Source organism: Nonomuraea sp. NPDC050153 (genome assembly GCF_044460125.1).
In the GTDB taxonomy this organism is placed as follows: Bacteria; Actinomycetota; Actinomycetes; order Streptosporangiales; family Streptosporangiaceae; genus Nonomuraea.
In genome coordinates this window covers 533,493-550,753 of sequence record NZ_JBITJQ010000004.1, presented here as the reverse complement: position 1 = coordinate 550,753, position 17,261 = coordinate 533,493, and the positions used below count along the sequence as shown (strand labels likewise).

The 17,261-nt window shown below is 72.6% G+C and carries 11 protein-coding genes; 7 read left to right on the top strand and 4 right to left on the bottom strand.

Annotated features, from left to right (window positions below; all coding sequences use genetic code 11):
* Positions 1-77 precede the first annotated feature (77 nt).
* Complete coding sequence (locus ACIBQ1_RS14680) at positions 78-995, top strand: DUF3068 domain-containing protein (protein WP_397277579.1); 918 nt, start codon at positions 78-80, stop codon at positions 993-995.
* A 177-nt stretch (positions 996-1,172) separates the two neighbouring features.
* Positions 1,173-2,279 (top strand): NAD(P)H-dependent flavin oxidoreductase, encoded by a 1,107-nt coding sequence (locus ACIBQ1_RS14675; protein ID WP_397277578.1) that lies wholly within the window; start codon positions 1,173-1,175, stop codon positions 2,277-2,279.
* On the opposite strand, the gene ACIBQ1_RS14670 is transcribed toward ACIBQ1_RS14675, so the two are convergent.
* Positions 2,276-3,085, bottom strand: a complete 810-nt coding sequence (locus ACIBQ1_RS14670; RefSeq protein WP_397277576.1) for a crotonase/enoyl-CoA hydratase family protein — start codon at positions 3,083-3,085, stop codon at positions 2,276-2,278. The two genes, ACIBQ1_RS14675 and ACIBQ1_RS14670, sit on opposite strands and share 4 nt — an antisense overlap.
* 121 nt (positions 3,086-3,206) lie before the next feature.
* Here ACIBQ1_RS14670 and ACIBQ1_RS14665 point away from each other — a divergent pair, with 121 nt between their 5' ends.
* From ACIBQ1_RS14665 to ACIBQ1_RS14645, 5 genes are read left to right on the top strand one after another with little or no spacing between them, the layout of a single operon-like run.
* Entirely contained in the window at positions 3,207-4,757 is a 1,551-nt protein-coding gene (locus ACIBQ1_RS14665) for an acyl-CoA synthetase (protein ID WP_397277574.1), read from the top strand.
* Positions 4,747-5,646 (top strand): Zn-ribbon domain-containing OB-fold protein, encoded by a 900-nt coding sequence (locus ACIBQ1_RS14660; RefSeq protein ID WP_397277572.1) that lies wholly within the window; start codon positions 4,747-4,749, stop codon positions 5,644-5,646. Before ACIBQ1_RS14665 ends, ACIBQ1_RS14660 begins: the two co-directional genes overlap by 11 nt.
* Entirely contained in the window at positions 5,643-6,662 is a 1,020-nt protein-coding gene (locus ACIBQ1_RS14655) for a thiolase domain-containing protein (RefSeq protein ID WP_397277571.1), read from the top strand. Before ACIBQ1_RS14660 ends, ACIBQ1_RS14655 begins: the two co-directional genes overlap by 4 nt.
* Complete coding sequence (locus ACIBQ1_RS14650) at positions 6,662-7,810, top strand: thiolase domain-containing protein (protein ID WP_397277681.1); 1,149 nt, start codon at positions 6,662-6,664, stop codon at positions 7,808-7,810. Before ACIBQ1_RS14655 ends, ACIBQ1_RS14650 begins: the two co-directional genes overlap by 1 nt.
* Positions 7,810-9,396: an acyl-CoA synthetase gene (locus ACIBQ1_RS14645; RefSeq protein WP_397277570.1), complete on the top strand. Its 1,587-nt coding sequence runs from the start codon at positions 7,810-7,812 to the stop codon at positions 9,394-9,396. Before ACIBQ1_RS14650 ends, ACIBQ1_RS14645 begins: the two co-directional genes overlap by 1 nt.
* A gap of 73 nt (positions 9,397-9,469) precedes the next feature.
* Here the strand turns inward: ACIBQ1_RS14645 and ACIBQ1_RS14640 are convergent, their stop codons facing one another.
* From ACIBQ1_RS14640 to ACIBQ1_RS14630, 3 genes are all read right to left on the bottom strand, one after another.
* Entirely contained in the window at positions 9,470-15,541 is a 6,072-nt protein-coding gene (locus ACIBQ1_RS14640; RefSeq protein ID WP_397277568.1) for a tetratricopeptide repeat protein, read from the bottom strand.
* Positions 15,542-15,628: 87 nt separating this feature from the next.
* Positions 15,629-16,255, bottom strand: coding sequence for a LysE family translocator (locus tag ACIBQ1_RS14635; protein WP_397277566.1), 627 nt, complete (start codon positions 16,253-16,255; stop codon positions 15,629-15,631).
* 21 nt (positions 16,256-16,276) lie between these two features.
* The gene (locus tag ACIBQ1_RS14630; protein ID WP_397277565.1) at positions 16,277-17,194 is read right to left on the bottom strand and encodes a LysR family transcriptional regulator; all 918 of its coding nucleotides are present in this window, start codon (positions 17,192-17,194) and stop codon (positions 16,277-16,279) included.
* Between the last annotated feature and the right edge of the window lie 67 nt (positions 17,195-17,261).

Here is a 17,261-nt window from a genome sequence, read left to right as displayed (position 1 = left end):
CGCATCACTCACTGTCATACTTTGTTGCTCGACGATCGCGCTAGACGACAACACGTTCTACTTATACGGAGGCCTCGATGGGTCGTATCTCCACGCTCGTCCTCATCGGGTTCGGGGCTTTCTTCATAGCACTGGCGCCGCTGCTGAAATTCTGGGCGGCCGGCCAGGTCATCTCCGCCCCCGCGAACCAGTTCGGCATCACGCGGCTGGAGGCCAAGGGCGCCCAGTACTTCTCGCTCCAGGACCTGAAGGTCCTCACCGGCGACCTCCAGATCTTCGTCACCACCCGCGGTGACGTGAAGGAGGCCAACTCGCAGCGGGTGGTCTGGGACGAGGCCACCGTCGTCAACGACGTGACGAACAGCCGGCCGCAGATCGACCTCTCCGAGCGCCGCAGCGCCTTCGACCGGCGCACCGGCGTGGGCCTGAACTGCTGCGGGAGCAACATCGACAAGGCGCCTGTCACGCTTGAGGGGCAGATCTACAAGTTCCCGTTCGACGTGGAGAAGAAGACGTACAAGGTGTTCAACGGCACGGTGGGCAAGGCGTTCGACGCCAAGTTCGTGCGCGAGGACAACGTCAACGGGCTGCCCGTCTACGTCTTCGAGCAGGACGTGCCGCCGACCAAGACCGAGACCCGCTCCGCGCCCGCCAACGTGCTCGGGGTGACCGGCACCACCGGTGACGTGCAGGTGGACCGCTGGTACGACGGCAAGACCACGTACTGGATCGAGCCGGTCACGGGCTCGCCGGTCAAGCAGGAGGTGCAGCGCCACGAGGTGCTGAAGACCCAGGACGGGATCGAGCGCAAGGCGGCCTTCGTCGGCACCGCGAAGATGACCCAGCAGACCGTGGACGATCTGGTCAAGAACGCTCAGTCGGGCAAGAGCCAGATCAACCTGCTGCGCAACATCATCCCGCTGGTCCTGCTCATCGTGGGCGCCGCGCTCGTGGTGACCGGCGTCGTGCTGGGCCGCCGCCGCCCAGTGGAGTAGCGCTGTCGAGCAGCGCGAAGAGCATTCCGGGGCCCGCGTTATGCGGGCCCCTTTTCCATGCCCGGACAAGAGCAAACTAGAACTCGTTATCGTGGAAAGTTACTCGCTGGTACCCGACGAAAGGTTCTAGTCTAGAACACGTTGCAGTTAGCGTCGCGCCGGACGTATTGTCGGGCCATGCGGACCCGTGTCACGGACATGTTCGGAATCGAGTTCCCGATCTTCGCTTTCAGTCACTGCAGGGATGTGGTCGCCGCCGTCAGCCGCGCGGGCGGCATGGGGGTGCTCGGCGCGCTCTACTTCACGCCGGACGAGCTCGAGACCGAGCTCAAGTGGATCGACGACCACGTGGACGGCAAGCCGTACGGCGTGGACGTCGTCATGCCCGCCTCCTACGAGGGCGCCGACTTCGCGCCCGAGGAGCTGGTCGGCCGCCTGCAGTCCATGATCCCCGACGGCCACCGGTCGTTCGTCGAGAACCTCCTGGCCGGGCACGGGGTGCCGCCGCTGTCCTCGGACGCCGACCCCGGCAAGGTGCTGCTCGGCTGGACGGACGCCACCGCGCGCCCCCAGGTCGAGGTCGCCCTGCGTCACCCCATCGCCCTGCTGGCCAACGCGCTCGGCCCGCCGCCCGCCGACGTGGTGGACCTCGCCCACGCGCAGGGGGTCAAGGTCGCCGCCCTGGCCTCCACGCCCCGGCACGCGCTCAAGCAGGTGGAGGTCGGCGTGGACGTCGTGGTCGCCCAGGGCACCGAGGCCGGCGGCCACACGGGCGAGATCTCGACCATGGTGCTGATCCCTCAGGTGGTGGACGCGGTGGACGTGCCCGTCCTGGCCGCCGGTGGCATCGGCAACGGCCGCCAGATGGCGGCGGGGATGGCGCTGGGCGCCGAGGGCGTCTGGACCGGCTCGCTCTGGCTCACGGTCGAGGAGGCCGACACCCCGGAGATGGCCAGGCGCCGCATCCTGGAGGCCACCTCCCGGGACACGGTCCGCTCGCGCAGCTGGACCGGCAAGCCGGCACGGCTGCTCAAGAACGCCTGGACGGAGGCGTGGGAGTCGGAGGAGTCGCCCGGCACGCTGCCGATGCCCCTGCAGTTCATGCTGGTGTCGGACGCCCTGCGGCGCATCGGCCGCTCCGACGCGTCCGACCTGGCCACCTTCCCGGCCGGCCAGGTCATCGGCATCACCAACCAGGTCCGCTCGACCAAGGACGTCGTGTTCGGCCTGGTGGAGGAGTACGGTGAGGCGCTCGAACGCCTGGAGCGCCTCACCCGGGACTAGTGCGCGTGGTAGGTCGGAGGGCGCTTCTCGCGGAAGGCCCGGGTGCCTTCCTTGGCGTCCTCCGAGCCGATCACCGGCCAGCCGATCTCGTCCGACACCTTCAGCGCCTCCGGCTCCGGCATGCCCAGGGTGTCCCGGTACGTGCGCAGGATCGCCTGTACCGAGAGCGGGCCCGAGGCGGCGATGTCCTCGGCCACCTCCCGGGCCGCGGCCAGCGCCTGGCCGTCGGGCACCACGCGGTTGACCAGCCCCATGGACAGCGCCTCCGCCGCCGTGATCGGGCGGCCGGTCAGGAGGAGGTCCATGGCGTGGCAGTACGGGATCTGCCGGGGCAGGCGTACGGCGCTGCCGCCCATGGGGAAGAGCGCGCGCTTGGCCTCGAACAGCCCCAGCGTGGCCGACTCCGCCACCACCCGCAGGTCCGTTCCCACCAGCAGCTCCGTTCCCCCCGCCACCGCGTAGCCCTCGACCGCGCTGATGATCGGCTTGGTGGGCAGGTCCTCCCTGAGCAGGCCCTTCCAGTGGAAGTTGGGGATCTGCGCGGCCCTGGCCTGGACGTCCGGGTCCGTGGAGGGCTGTCCCATGGCCTTGAGGTCGGCCCCGGCGCAGAACGTGCCCTCCGCGCCCGTCAGGATCGCCACCCGGATCCCGGACTCGGCCGACGCGTACGCCCATGCCGAGGCCAGGCCGATCAGCATGTCCGAGGAGAGCGCGTTGCGCGCCTCCGGCCGGTTCATGGTGACGATCAGGACATGGCCGTCGCGTTCGACCCGGCAGTGGGGAGTGCTGATCGGCAGGAGCTCCACGGACGCCTCCGAAGTGTCTAATCAAGCGCTTGCTACGAACTTCGGCCCCAGGATACGCTCCCAGCAGCAAACGAGAACAGGTTCCTGTTTTTTGCTCGCGCCACGACTCCAAGGAGTTCAGATGGGCACGCTCGGTTTCTGGAGGCTCGCGCAGGCGGATCCCGAGTGGATCGCGGCCGTGGACCCCGACGGCACGGAGCATCGCGCGGGCGATCTGCTCGCCCGCTCCAACCGCCTCGTGCACGGCTTGCGCGGGCTCGGGCTCCAGCCCGGCGACGGCATCTGCGGCCTGGTGCCGAACGGGGCGGACGGGCTCGTGCTGTATCTCGCCGCCATGCAGGCCGGCTGGTACTACACCCCGGTCAACTGGCATCTGACCGGCCCCGAGATCGCGTACATCGTCTCCGACAGCGAGGCCAAGGCGTTCTTCGTGCACCCCCGCTACCTCGCGGAGGGCGCCAGGGCGGCCGAGGCCGTCGAGCCGCACCGCCGCTTCCTCGTCGGGGAGGACAAGACCGATGGCTTCCGCCAGGCGAGCGAGCTGACCGACGGTCAGCCGGACACCGCGCCCGAGGACCGCACCGCGGGCGCCACCATGCATTACACCTCGGGCACGACCGGCAAGCCCAAGGGCGTCAGGCGCCGGCTGAACGGCCTCGATCCGGACGACTCCGCAGAGCTCATGACGTTCCTGCTCGGACTGTTCGGCATCACCCAGGGCCGCCCCAACGCCCACCTGGTCACCTCCCCGAACTACCACACCGCGGTGACCCAGTTCGGCGGCACCGCGCTGCACATGGGACACACGCTCGTCTACATGGACAGGTGGGACGCCGAGGAGATGCTCCGGCTCTGCGAGCGCCACGGCGTCACGAACTCCCACCTCGTCCCGACCCACTTCAAGCGGCTGCTCGCGCTGCCGGAGGAGACCCGGGCCCGGTACGACCTGTCCTCGCTCAAGTGGATGATCCACGCCGCCGCCCCCTGTCCGGTCCCGGTCAAGTGGGCGATGCTCGAATGGTGGGGTGACTGCGTGTACGAGTACTACGCGGCCACCGAGGGCGGCGGCACCCTGGCCACGCCCGAGGGCTGGAAGGCGCACCCGGGCACGGTCGGCAAGGCCTGGCCCATCAGCGAGCTGCTGATCGCGGACGATCAGGGCGAGCCCGTGCCGACCGGGACAGCCGGGACGATCTACATGAAGATGATGGGCGTCCCGTTCGAGTACAAGGGCGACCCCGCCAAGACCGCCGCGAACCGGCTCAAGGAGTACTTCACCGTCGGGGACATCGGATACCTGGACGGGGACGGCTTCCTCTTCCTCTGCGACCGCAAGGCCGACATGATCATCTCCGGCGGCGCGAACATCTACCCGGCCGAGATCGAGAACGAGCTCATGGTCCACCCGAAGGTGGCGGACGTGGCCGTGTTCGGCATCCCGGACGAGGAGTGGGGCGAGCAGATCAAGGCCGTGATCGAGCCCGCCCCGGGCGTCGAGCCCGGCCCCGAGCTGGCCCGCGAGCTGCTCGCGTCGCTGGAGGGCCGCCTGGCCAGGATGAAGTGGCCCAGGAGCGTCGACTTCATCGCCGAGATGCCCCGAGAGCCCAACGGCAAGCTGCTCAAACGCAAGCTCCGCGCCCCGTACTGGGAGGGACACGACCGTGCCATCTGATCCCCTGGTCGCCCAGCACGTCCTGGAGTTCCCAGGCGGCTACACGAGAACCACAGGCCCGGTGATCGGCCGGTTCCTGAGCGAGCTGCGCGGTCGACGCATCGTCGGAGTCCGGACGAACGACGGCAAGGTGCTCGTGCCGCCCCTGGAGTACGACCCCGCGACCGGCGAGCCGGTCACCGACGAGTACGTCGAGGTCGGCCCGGCCGGCACGGTCACCACCTGGGCGTGGGTGGACGAGCCGCTCGAAGGCCACCCGCTCGACCGCCCCTTCGCCTGGGCGCTGATCAAGCTGGACGGGGCCGACACCGCGCTGGTCCACGCCGTGGACGCGGGCAACTCCAAGGCGCTGGCCGTGGGGGCACGCGTCTGGCCGGTCTGGAGCGACCGGCCCACCGGCCACATCCGCGACATCTCCCATTTCGCCCCCGAGGTCACGAGGATCGTGTCCAGCGTGCGCGCCGAGTATCGCCTCCAGGCGGGCGGCGCGCTCCGCGTCTTCCTGGAGGGCATCCGGCGCGGCGTCTTCCTCGGCGGGCGGTGCGAGAGCTGCGACAAGGTGTACGTGCCGTACCGCGCCTCCTGCCCCGAATGCGGGAACGGCATCGCGGAGACGCTCGAAGTCTCCGACACCGGCACGATCACCACGTTCGCCATCAACAACCTGCCCGATCCGCGGGCCCCGCAGGTGCCGTTCGTGTCGGCGTACATCCTGCTCGACAACGCCGACATCCCCATGATCGCGCTCATCGGGGACGTACCCGCTCACGAGGTGCGCCAGGGCATGCGGGTCAAGGCGGTCTGGGTGCCGGAGAGCGAGCGTACGGCGTCAATGTCGAACATCCGCTGGTTCGCCCCCACCGGCGAGCCCGATGTGGAGCTGTCATGAGAGATGTCGCGATCGTCGCGTTCGCCCAGACCCGGCACACCGACCACGACGCCGGGCAGACCGAGCCCGAGCTGATCCTGCCCGTGATCGACGAGGTCAAGGAGCGCACCGGGCTCAAGAGGTTCGGCTTCACCTGCTCCGGCAGCTGCGACTACCTCGCGGGCGCGCCGTTCTCGTTCGTGTCCGCCCTCGACGCGCTGGGCGCCTGGCCGCCCATCTCGGAGAGCCACGTGGAGATGGACGGCGCCTGGGCCCTGTACGAGGCGTGGGTCCGGCTCCAGCACGGCGACATCGACTCGGCCCTGGTCTACGGGTTCGGCAAGTCGTCGCTGGGCGATCTGCGCACGATCATGACGATCCAGCTCGACCCGTACTATCTGGCGCCGCTCGGCCTCGACCTGCTCTCCTACGCCGCGCTCCAGGCCGGCGCCGTCGGCGCGGACCGGACGGAGCTCGACGAGATCGTCCGCAGGAGCCGGGCGGACGGGCGGAGCAACCCGTACGCGCTCGATCTGCCCGATCCGGACGGCGAGGACTTCGCGCTGCAACCGCTGAAGAAGACGGACGTGCCGCCCATCACGGACGGCGCGGCGGCGATCGTGCTCGCGGCCGGCGACCTGGCCGGGGAGCTGTGCCGGAATCCCGCCTACATCAGGGGCATCGCCCACCGCATCGAGCCCCACTACCTGGGCATGCGGGACCTCTCGGTGTCGGCCTCCGCGGCCGACGCGGCACGGGCGGCGGGGGTCGGCAAGGGGCCCGTCGAGGTGGCCGAGCTGCACGCCCAGTTCCCCCACGAGGAGATCATCCTGCGCCGCGCGCTGGAGCTGCCCGGCGAGACGGTGATCAACCCGTCCGGCGGCCCGCTGGCCGCCAACCCCGTCATGGCCACGGGCCTCATCCGCATCGGCGAGGCCGCGCGGCGCATCCTCGACGGCGACGCGAGCCGCACCGTCGGGCACGCGGCCGGCGGCCCCTGCCTGCAGCACAACCTCGTCACCGTCCTGGAGGCATGATGGGCAACCGATGCGCGGTCATCGGCGTCGGGCAGACGCACTACACGACCAAACGCAGGGACGTGTCGATCGCCGGGCTGGTGCGCGAGGCGGCGCTTCGGGCGCTGGAGGACGCCGGGCTGTCGTTCAAGGACATCGACGCCGTGGTCATCGGCAAGGCGCCGGACCTGTTCGAGGGCGTGATGATGCCGGAGTCGTACCTGGCCGACGCCCTCGGCGCGGCGGGCAAGCCGATGATGCGCGTGCACACGGCGGGCAGCGTGGGCGGCTCCACGGCTCTGGTCGGCGCCAGCCTCATCCAGGGCGGCGTGCACGACCGGGTGCTGGTGGTGGCGTTCGAGAAGCAGTCGGAGTCGAACGCCACGTGGGCGCTGTCCACGCACCTGCCGTTCAACGCGTCGCTGGTCGTGGGCGCGGGCGGCTACTTCGCGCCGCACATCCGCGAGTACATGCGCAGATCGGGCGCGCCCGATCACATCGGGACGCTGGTGGCGGTCAAGGACCGGCTCAACGCGCTCAAGAACCCGTACGCGCACCTCAAGATCCCCGGCATCGACCAGAAGATGGTCGAGTCCACGCCGATGTTGTGGGAGCCGATCCGCTATCTGGAGACCTGCCCGTCCAGCGACGGCGCCTGCGCGATGGTGTTGTCGTCGGAGTCGAAGGTCACCGGCACCCCGGCCTGGGTGCACGGCACCGCCATGCGCTCCGAGCCGATCTTCCGCGCCGGGCGCGACACGGTCAGCCCGCAGGCGGGCAAGGACTGCGCGGCCGACGTCTACCGCCAGGCCGGCATCGCCGACCCGCGGCGGCAGATCGACGTGGCCGAGACGTACGTGCCGTTCTCCTGGTACGAGCCGATGTGGCTGGAGAACCTGGGGTTCGCGGCGGACGGAGAGGGATGGAAGCTCACCGAGTCGGGCGCGACGGCGCTCGACGGTGACATCCCGTGGAACGCCTCGGGCGGGGTGCTGTCGAGCAACCCGATCGGGGCCTCGGGACTGATCAGGTTCGCCGAGGCCGCGCTGCAGGTGCGCGGGATGGCGGGCGAGCACCAGGTGGACGGCGCCCGCACGGCGCTCGGCCACGCCTATGGCGGGGGAGCCCAGTTCTTCGCGATGTGGATCGTCGGACGGGAGAGACCCTGATGGAGTTCAACCACGCTGACCTGTTCGAAGGGCTCGCGGACGCGATCGGGGACAGGACCGCCGTCGTCTGCGGCTCCGACCGGCGCACCTACGCCGAACTGGAGGCCGAGTCGAACCGGCTCGCCCACTACCTCATGGACCTCGGCATCCAGCCCGGCCAGCACGTCGGCCTGCACCTCTACAACGGCGTCGAGTACGTGGCGGGCCTGCTGGCCGCGTTGAAGATCCGGGCCGTGCCGATCAACGTCAACTACCGCTACGTCGAGGCAGAGTTGCTCTACCTCTACCGCGACTCCGACATCCGGGCGCTGGTCTACGACGTGGAGTTCGACGCGCGGGTGGCCGCCGTGGCGGACCGGGCGCCGCTGCTGGAGCACCTGATCTCGGTGGGCGGGCCGTCGGCGATCGGCGCGGCGGTGCCGTACGAGACCGCTTTAGAACGCGGCAGGCCGGAACGCGGCTTCCCGGCGCGCTCGGGCAACGACGTCTACATCATCTACACCGGCGGCACCACGGGCATGCCCAAGGGGGCGATGTGGCGCGTCGAGGACCTGTTCATGGCCTTCGGCGGCGGCAACCCGTACGGCGAGCCGCGCGCCACCCCGCGCGAGGTGATCGACGAGGCCGTCAAGGCCGGTCCCATGGTGATGATGGCCGCGCCGCCGCTGATGCACGGGGCCGCGCAGATGGCCACGTTCATCGCCTGGTGGATGGGCGCGACCATGGTGTACGTGCGCAAGTTCGACGCCGAGGACGTGTGGCGGGCGGTCGAACGCGAGCGCGTGTTCACCATGAACATCACCGGCGACGCCATGGCCAGGCCCCTGGCCGAGGCGCTGGAGAAGGGCGGCTACGACGTCTCCTCGCTGTTCGTGGTCAGCTCCACCGGGGCGATCCTGTCGGGCGCGGTGCGCGACCGGCTCCAGGAGGCGCTCCCGAACATCGGGATCCTGGACAACTTCGGCTCCACCGAGTCCGGCTTCACCGCGTCGGGCGTGGCCGGGTCCTCGCCGGAGAAGGGCCTGCGCTACCAGCCGAACTCCGTGGTCAAGCTGTCCGTCCTCGACGAGCGGCACCGGCCCGTCGAGCCCGGCTCCGGGCAGCTCGGGACGGTGGCCAGGTCCGGGCGGGTGGCGTTCGGCTACTACAACGACCCCGACAAGACGGCCCGGACGTTCGTCACCGACGCGGACGGCACGCGCTGGCTGCTGACCGGCGACCTGGCGACCGTGGACACCGACGGGACCGTGAACGTGTTCGGCCGCGGCTCGCAGTGCATCAACACCGGCGGGGAGAAGGTGTTCCCCGAGGAGGTCGAGGCGGTGCTCAAGGGGCATCCGTCGGTGTTCGACGCGGTGGTGACCGGGGTGCCGGACGAGCGGTGGGGGAACAAGGTCGCGGCCGTGGTGGAGCCGCGGCCGGGCGTCGAGGTCACGGCCGAGCAACTGGACGCGCACTGCCGGACGCTGCTGTCGGGGTACAAGGTGCCTCGTACGTATGCGTTCGTGGCGGAAATGGTGCGCTCGCCGGCGGGCAAGGCCGACTACCGCTGGGCCCGCGAAACGGTGCAGGCGAGCGAGGCTTGACGCCCATCCGGAGGTCTGGAGCTGCTGCGGCTCCTCTTCGGGCGCCTTGGGATCATCAGCTCCTTCCGGGCGCTCAGAGCCGCTGCAGCTCCTCTTCGATCGCCGCCGTCTCGTCGCGCCTGCCCGTCTTCTCCAGCAGCCTCAGCCTGCCCCGCAGCACATCGCGGAGCAGGTCGGCGACGCCGTCGCGGGCCACCAGGTCCCGCAGCAGCCCGGCGGAGACCCGCAGCGCCGCGTCGGCGGCGTCGTCCCTGCCCAGCTCCTGCTGGCAGAGGCCGAGCCGGGCGTGCGCCACGGCCCTGGACAGCTCGTCCCTGGTCACCTGCGTGGCACGGTGGAAGACGAGCCCGGCCTCCAGCGCCCGGCCCGCCTCCATGAGCGCGTCGCCCAGCATGAGCATCGCCCTGGACAGCAGCTCGCGCTGCATCGGGTTCCCCTGGCCGGAGCGCTGCTCGCCCGGGCTTCCCGGGCTGAACCGCTCCAGCGCCGCGACCGCCTCCCGCAGCGGCTGGATCGCGTCGGCGGCCAGGCCCCGCATCCTCAGCGCGGAGGCCAGCGTGAGGCAGGCGCCCGCCCGGCTGGTGTGCAGGGCCTGCGCGTTCATGCCGGTGGTCAGCAGCTCGTCGTAGATCCCGATGGCCTCCCTGGCCCTGGCCTCGGCCTCGGTCCCCTCGTCCAGGCCGAGCAGGGGCAGCAGCTCGGAGCTCTGCGCCAGGGAGTCGGCGAGGACGGCCCGGTACGTGAGATCGTCCGGCGACCGCCTGGCCCGCGGGATCAGCTCCTCGACGAGCACGTTGGCCTCGGCGAGCTCGCCGCGCATCATGTGGCACCGGACGAGGCGCTGGGTGGCCAGCGCGTGCTTGACCGTGCCCGGCGGCTGGCCGGCGGCGGCGGTCCCGGCGTACTCGGCGGCCTCCTCCGGGCGTCCGGCGGCCAGCAGGTCGTCGGCGATCACCGCGGCGGTGTCGGCGGCCTCCCGCTGCTCCGACAGGTCCGCGTAGAGCCGCAGGGCCTCCTTGAGCTGCCCCAGCGCCTCCTGCTCCCTGCCGAACCCCCGCAGCACCTGCCCGCGCACCCGGATCGCCTGAGCCCGCACGCGGCGCAGCTCTTGGCCGGTCTCCGCGGTCCGGTCCAGCTCGGCCAGGGACCAGGTGATCGCCTCCAGGGCGGCCTGGGGGCGGTCGAGCATGGCGAGGGCGGCGCCGAGCCGGGCGTACGTGACGGCGGCCACGGCCGGGTCGTCGAGCTCGTCGCAGAGGTCGGCGGCCCGCTCGCAGTGCGCCAGCGCCTCCACGGGACGGCCCTGGTCGAGCAGCAGGACGGCGTAGCGGTTCAGGACGTCCGCCAGCGCGCGGCCCTGCTGCCCGGCGAGCAGGTCGACGGCCTGCTCCAGAACGCCGAGATCGGCCTGGCCGAGCCGGGCGAGCGCGGCCAGCGCCAGGCCGAGCCGTTCCCGGTGGTCGCCGGAGAAGGCGGCCAGGCCCCGGTAGACCCGGACGGCCAGCTCGGCGCAGAGCACCGCCGCGCTTGCCTGGGCGGCGGCGCCGAGCCGCATCAGGCACCGCGCGTACCGGTCGTGCGTCTCGGGACCGCCACCACCGCTCAGGGGGACCTCCCGCTCCAGCGCGTCCGTGAACGACGCGAGCGCCGCAAGCAGCTCGGACGGGTCGCCCGGGTAGGTCGCGACCTCCTCGATGAGCGTTCCGAGCACATCCGTCCCCGGAAGCGGCCGCAGGTCGAGTATCCGGCGGTAGAGGGCGGTTCCCGCGGCGGCTCCTTCCTCCTCGACCCGCATCCTGGCCAGCCGCGCGAGGGCCAGCAGGTGCACGCCGGCGAGATCCGGCGGCGGGTCGACCATCGACGCGGTGCCCTCGGCCAGCTTCGGCCCGGCCGCGCCGGGCTCGTGCAGCTCGGCCAGGCACAGGCCGGCGAGCTCCAGGCAGGCGGCGGTGAGCAGCCGGTCGCCCGCCGCGTCCGCCGGCGACATGACGTCGAGGGCCCGGGTGACCGACCGGAGGGCGCCTTCGGCGTCCTGCCCGACGAAGCGGATGCCGCCCTGCAGGCGCAGCGCCCCGGCCAGGGCGGATGTGGCCGCGAGCCCTTCCGACACGAGCCCGTCGTACAGCTCGACCAGCCGGTCGGCCGCCGCCTCCGCGTCGGACGGCCGGCCGGCGCGGGAGAGCGCCGCCGTTTCCAGGATCAGCAGCTCGGCCAGCTCCGTACGGAAGACGACGCTCGTCTCGGCCATCGGCTCGTAGGACTCGACGGCGGCCAGCAGGTGCGGCCTGGCTTCCTCGTGCCGTCCCAGCCCCACGAGCGCCCTGCCGAGCGCCGCCGCCACCATCCCCACGGCGATCGCGTGCGGGCGCTCCGGGCCGGGCTCCCGCTGCGGCGTTTCCGGTACGGGGTGGCGGCGCAGCAGTTCGGCCGCCTGCGTCGCGAGCACCAACCCGTCCGCGGCCCGCCCCACGTCCGTCCAGGCGCGGGCGAGCACGGCCTGCGCGGAGATGTAGGCGTGGATCTCCGGCGTGCCGCCCTCCTCGGCGGCCCGCCTGCACTCCACCAGCCGCCGCTCCGCGCCGAGCACGGCCTCCTCCGGCCGCGAGGTGACCAGCTCCAGCAGCCACGGCCGGCCGCCCGCGTGGCCGGCCTCCGGCTCCAGCCGCTCTGCCCGCGCCCGCGTCTCGGACGCGTGCCGCGCGAAGGACCCGCCCTCCGCTCTTGGGAGGGTCCCGTCGTCGGCACGTGTGGAGGAGCCGTCCGCGGCGCTCAGCTCGTCGTACAGGTCGGCGGCGAGCCCCAGCTGGGCCCGGCCGTCGGCGGGCCGTCCGAGCTCGTCCAGGCACAGGCCGAGCAGCCGCCCGGCCTTCGCCCGCGCGGCCGGGTGCTCTTCGGCCGCCACGCTCATGGCCTCCTGCAACGGCCCCAGCGCCGCCTCGGGCCGGTCGTCGACCAGCAGCAGCTCGCCCAGCTCCAGCAGCTGCCCGGTCAGGCCGCGGCGGTGCTCGTCGGGCTCCAGGGCGACCAGGGCGCGCAGGTTGCGTACGGCCTCGGCGGCGGAGCGCACGGCGGCGTCCAGGTCGTCCGTCCGGGCATGGAGGCCGGACAGCAGCCCGGCGGCGTCGGCGAGCATGGATCGCAGGCCGGGCTCCTGGGCGGCGAGGCCGCGCAGCCGTACGACGGCCTCCGAGGCGGGGACGACGGCGTCGGCCGGCCTGCCCTGCCCGTCGAGCCAGGCGGCCAGGAGGTGGAGGTGGTGGGCCAGATCCCGGTTCGTGGGGGCCACGCCCTTGACGGCCGCGGTGGCGGCGACGGCGAGGCAGGCGGCCAGCTCGGGCAGCGCGCCGCCGTCCGCCTCCTCGAACGGCACCAGCGGCCCCGGCGCGGGCCCGGCGGCCACCGGCACCGGCCCGTCCGCCTCCCGTCGCGGCACCATGGCCGGGGTGTGCGGCCCTCCGTGAGGCGGCGCGACGGTCGGCGCGGCGAGCAACCCCATCGGCGGCGTGTCGCCCGGCTGGAATCCGACCCCCGGAGGCGGCGGGAAGGCCGGCTGGGGGCGCGCACCCGGCTGCGTGGTCGGTTCGGGGCCCGGCCACGCGGTGACGGGCGGGTCCGGTTGCGGGGTGGCGGGTGGGCGAGGGGATGCGGAGGCGAGCGCCGCCAGGTGCCCTGCGACGTCGGGGTCGCCGCCCGCCGCCTCGAACGCCGCCACCGCCTCGTCCAGCCGCCCGAGCTCCAGCAGCGCGCACGCGACGTTGTGATGCGCCCGCGCCGCCTCTCCCGCATAACCGGAGTCCTCCTCGGCCAGGATGCGGAACCGGGCCGCCGCCTCCTGCGCGGGTTTGAGCGCGGAACCGGCCTCGCCCGCGAGCAGCAGGCACGCCCCCAGGCTGAACAGCGCCTGCGCCCGCCCGGCCGCCGCCTCGTACGGAGGAGCGGCCGCGTGGATCTCGACGGCCTCCGCCGCCGCCACGACCGCCTCGCCGACCCGCCCCACGGCCACCAACCGCCCGGACAGCCAGGACAGCGCTTCGGCCAGCGCGATCGGCTCGCCGCCGGCCCGGCGGTGCCGTACGGCCAGCTCGCCGAGGGTGACGTGCAACGCCCGCAACCCCAGCCCCGCGCCCCGCTCGTCGCCCAGCAGGGCGGACGCGGACTCGGCGAGCTCCCGGTCGGAGGGGAACAGCGTGAGCGCGGCGTTGAGCATGTCCCCGAGCCGGGTGGCGGGGTTGGCCACGGCCTCGGCGACCATCGCGCCGATCCTGGCCCCGACCAGGGAACGCAGCGCCGATCCGACCCGCGCCCTGTCGGCGGACAGACGCAGCACGTGGAGCAGGTGAACGAGGTGCTGGACGGTGCGGCCCTCGTGATCGTGGAGGGCGAGCACGAGCTCGTCCAGGCCCTCCGTCTCGGCCAGGAGCTCCTCGGCCACCAGGTCGGGACCCAGCTCGCCGCTCGGGAAGACGGTGCCCAGCCAGCGGGCCGCGCCCATGGTGCCGCTCCGCAGTCCGGGCACGGCCGACAGCAGGCCGGGCAGCTCTGCGGGCGCCGGCGCGGTGAGCGTCGGCACCGCCACGGCCTGGCGTGCCGTCACGTCGTCCACGCGCTCGTGTTCGGCGGGCCAGACCCGCGCCCACTGGTCGCTCTCCCGTGCCAGGAACCGCCGGAGCAGCCCGCCGCCGTGCAGCCGCATCGGTTGCGTGCGCGCGTCGGCGTCGCGGTCGCGCGCGGGCGGTTCGCCGTCGGGCGAGGGCACCGGCCGCTCGTCGTCGGACAGCCTCAGCAGGGCCGCCAGGTGGACGTGGAGCGGGAGACCGTACTCCGGGTCGTCGAGGCGCGGCGGGGCGGGCAGGGCGGCCCGGCTGGGGGCGAACGCCTTCATGGCAGCGAGCGCGTGGTCCGTGCGCTCCGCGAGCGTGAGCGGGTGGGTGTTGAGCTGGACCGTCGTGGAGGTGAGCCGCCGCAGCCAGCCGCCGGACGCCGTGTCGAGCCGCCGCCACCAGTCCGCCTCGCTGAGCTCGCGGGCCAGCAGCAGGAGCCGTACGCGAGGGTTGCGCCCGTGCCTGGCCAGGCGCCGTACCAGCTCGCCCACCAGGGGAGGGGACGGATCTGGATGATCCACCACGAGCAGGGTCGGGCGTAACGCCTCCAGGGTCCGGCCGGCCAGCGGGCCGCCGGCGGAGTCCAGCGGCAGGAACCCGGTGTCCCACCCGGCCTCGGCCAGCTCCACGCAGAGCTCGCCCGCCAGCCTCGTCTTGCCCGTGCCGCTCCGGCCGGTCAGCACCGCGATCGACAGGGCGGCCGGTTCGGCGGCCCAGGCTCGCAGGTCCGCCAGCTCCTCGTCCCTCCCGAGGAAGGGCACCACCGCGTGCCGCGCCATCAGCAGCGTCCAGTCCGAGCAGTCCTGGGGCAGCCGCTCGCGGGCAGGGGTCAGAAGGTCGGAGAGGATCACCGAGGGGTCGTCCTCCGCCACGGTCTCCAGCCGGCCGGGCGCGATGCCCGCCAGCTCGCGGAACCGTTCGTCGCCCAGCAGCGCGGTCGCGGGCACCGCGTCCAGGTGGCCGTGCGCGTTCCCGGGGGAGCCGCCGCCGATCACGCCGATGATCTGCCCGGCCGGCTCGGCGAGCAGGACGGCGCCCGACAGGCCCTGCGCGAGCGCGCTGGGCGGCGACCCGGGTCCGGGGCTCAGCACGCTGACCGCCAGGGCCTTCGACACCGCGCTGGTGGGGGCGTCGACCAGGCCGGTCACCGTCTCCGCGTCCCTGACCCCGGCCCGCCGCCCCAGCCGCGCGAACCCTCTGGCCACGCAGCGGACCCTGAAGCCAGGCCCGCCGGAGGAGGCGGTGACCCTGGCCCAGCGGACGTGTTCGATGCCGGGGACGTCGGCCCACGGGGCTCCGGCGACCCGCAGGAGCACCGGGCCCGCCCCGCCGCGTCCGCGCCACACCTGCTCGGCCTCGGCCCACCGGCCCGAGTCCGCCGTGCGCACCTGGCACGGCAGGCCGGGGGCCACGACGAGCCCAGAGGCCAGCACCAGATCGGCGCCGATCGCATAGCCGGAGCCGGTCACGCCGACGAGGTCGTCGTGACCCGAGTAGACCTCGACGACCCGTTCGAGCCCGAGGCGGTGCGGTGGCGTGTCCATGAGGTCCGCCTCTTAGCTACGTCCCGACGTGCCGTCCCCCTGATCTGATCTCACTATCGCACTATGAGCCAGAAATTTCCTGGCTTGTCAGGCCTTCTCGGTTGTGAGCCAGGCCGCCAGGCCCAGGTAGACCAGCCCGCTGCCCACGTTCAGACGGCGGTGCGCACGGGCGGACCCGCGCAGCCGGCCGGCCAGCGCCGACGAGAGCATCGCGTACGTGCCGTCGGACACGATCCCGAGCACCAGCCACAGCGCCCCGAACACCAGGATCTGCGGGCCGACGGGCCCCAGCTCCGGGTGGGTGAACTGGGGCAGGAACGCCAGGAAGAAGATGGCCGTCTTGGGGTTGAGCACGTTCACCACGAAGCCCTCCCAGAACAGCCGCCGCCTCGACTGCACCCGCAACTCCACCACCTGCTCGCCCGCGCCGCGCTGCATCAGCTTGCGGACGCCGAGCCAGACCAGGTAGGCCACGCCCACGTACTTCACGATCGTGAACGCCGTGGCCGAGGCCGCCAGCAGCGCGCTGATGCCCAGCGCCGCCGCCGCGATGTGGACGAGCGAGCCCGCGTGCACGCCGAGCACCGAGATCACGCCCGCGCCACGGCCCTGGGAGACGCTCCGGGTGACGATGTAGAGGACCGCCGGTCCGGGGACCACGAGCAGCCCGAGCGTGGCCACACAGAAGAGGGCAAGTGATGAAATATCCGGCATGGGGTCATCGTAGAGGCGGCGTCAAAGGCTTTCCCGCGGCGGGCTTTCCCGCGGCGGGCTTTTCCGCGGCGGGATTTCCCGCAGCGCCGCGCGCAGTGCGGCCAGCAGCGCCTCCGTGGCCGGCGGATGGGGCGGCTCGCCGTGGACGGCGGCGTACACGTGCCGGGTCGAGCCGGGCACCTCGGCCACCTGCACGTCCGGATTGCGATGGGCCCGCAGCGCCAGCCCCGGCAGCAGGGTCAGGCCCAGCCCGGCCGCCACCAGGGCCTGCACGGCCACGATGTCGTCGCTGGTGAACGAGATCCGCGGCGCGAACCCCGCCTTCTCGCAGATGTCCAGCAGATGGCTCCTGCACCGGTCGCATCCCGCGATCCAGGCCGAGTCCGCGTGGTCGGCCAGCCCGCCCACCGGGCCGTCGGCCACCAGGTAACTGGGGTCGTCGAGGAGATGGATCATGCGGATGTCGTCGTCCTCGGGCGCGGTGTCGTCGTACCGGAAGATCACGGCCACGTCCACCCGCCCCGACCGCAGCAGCCTGAGCGCCTCCGGCGGCTCGATCTCGGTGAGCTGCAGGCGCAACCCGGGGTGCGCGGTGGACAGCAGCCCCGCCGCCTTCGGGATGAACGTGCCCAGCGCCGAGGGGAAAGCCGCCAGCCGTACGCGCCCCGACCGCAGCCCCACGTGCGCGGCGAGCTCCTCGGCGGTGGCGTCGAGGCGGCTGATGATCTCCGCGGCCCGCTCGGCGAGCAGCCGGCCCGCGTCCGTGAGCCTGATGCCGCGCCCGACCCGCTGGACCAGCCGTGCCCCGGTCTCCGCCTCCAGCCGCGCCAGGTGGTGGCTGACCGAGGGCTGCGAATAGTGGAGCTCCTTGGCGGCGGCGGTCAGCGAGCCCTTGCGGGCGACCGCGACGAGAACGCGAAGCCGCACGACATCCAGCATTCATCAATCGTATCTATAGGTGGGCCAGAGAACTTCTGTTGGACCTATCGGTCGAGGTGTAGCACCG

Coding starts and splice junctions, on each gene's coding strand:
- ACIBQ1_RS14650 (WP_397277681.1), top strand. CDS start 6,662: ATGGGCAACCGATGCGCGGTCATCGGCGTCGGGCAGACGCACTACACG.
- ACIBQ1_RS14665 (WP_397277574.1), top strand. CDS start 3,207: ATGGGCACGCTCGGTTTCTGGAGGCTCGCGCAGGCGGATCCCGAGTGG.
- ACIBQ1_RS14635 (WP_397277566.1), bottom strand. CDS start 16,255: ATGCCGGATATTTCATCACTTGCCCTCTTCTGTGTGGCCACGCTCGGG.
- ACIBQ1_RS14675 (WP_397277578.1), top strand. CDS start 1,173: ATGCGGACCCGTGTCACGGACATGTTCGGAATCGAGTTCCCGATCTTC.
- ACIBQ1_RS14630 (WP_397277565.1), bottom strand. CDS start 17,194: ATGCTGGATGTCGTGCGGCTTCGCGTTCTCGTCGCGGTCGCCCGCAAG.
- ACIBQ1_RS14640 (WP_397277568.1), bottom strand. CDS start 15,541: ATGGACACGCCACCGCACCGCCTCGGGCTCGAACGGGTCGTCGAGGTC.
- ACIBQ1_RS14680 (WP_397277579.1), top strand. CDS start 78: ATGGGTCGTATCTCCACGCTCGTCCTCATCGGGTTCGGGGCTTTCTTC.
- ACIBQ1_RS14655 (WP_397277571.1), top strand. CDS start 5,643: ATGAGAGATGTCGCGATCGTCGCGTTCGCCCAGACCCGGCACACCGAC.
- ACIBQ1_RS14645 (WP_397277570.1), top strand. CDS start 7,810: ATGGAGTTCAACCACGCTGACCTGTTCGAAGGGCTCGCGGACGCGATC.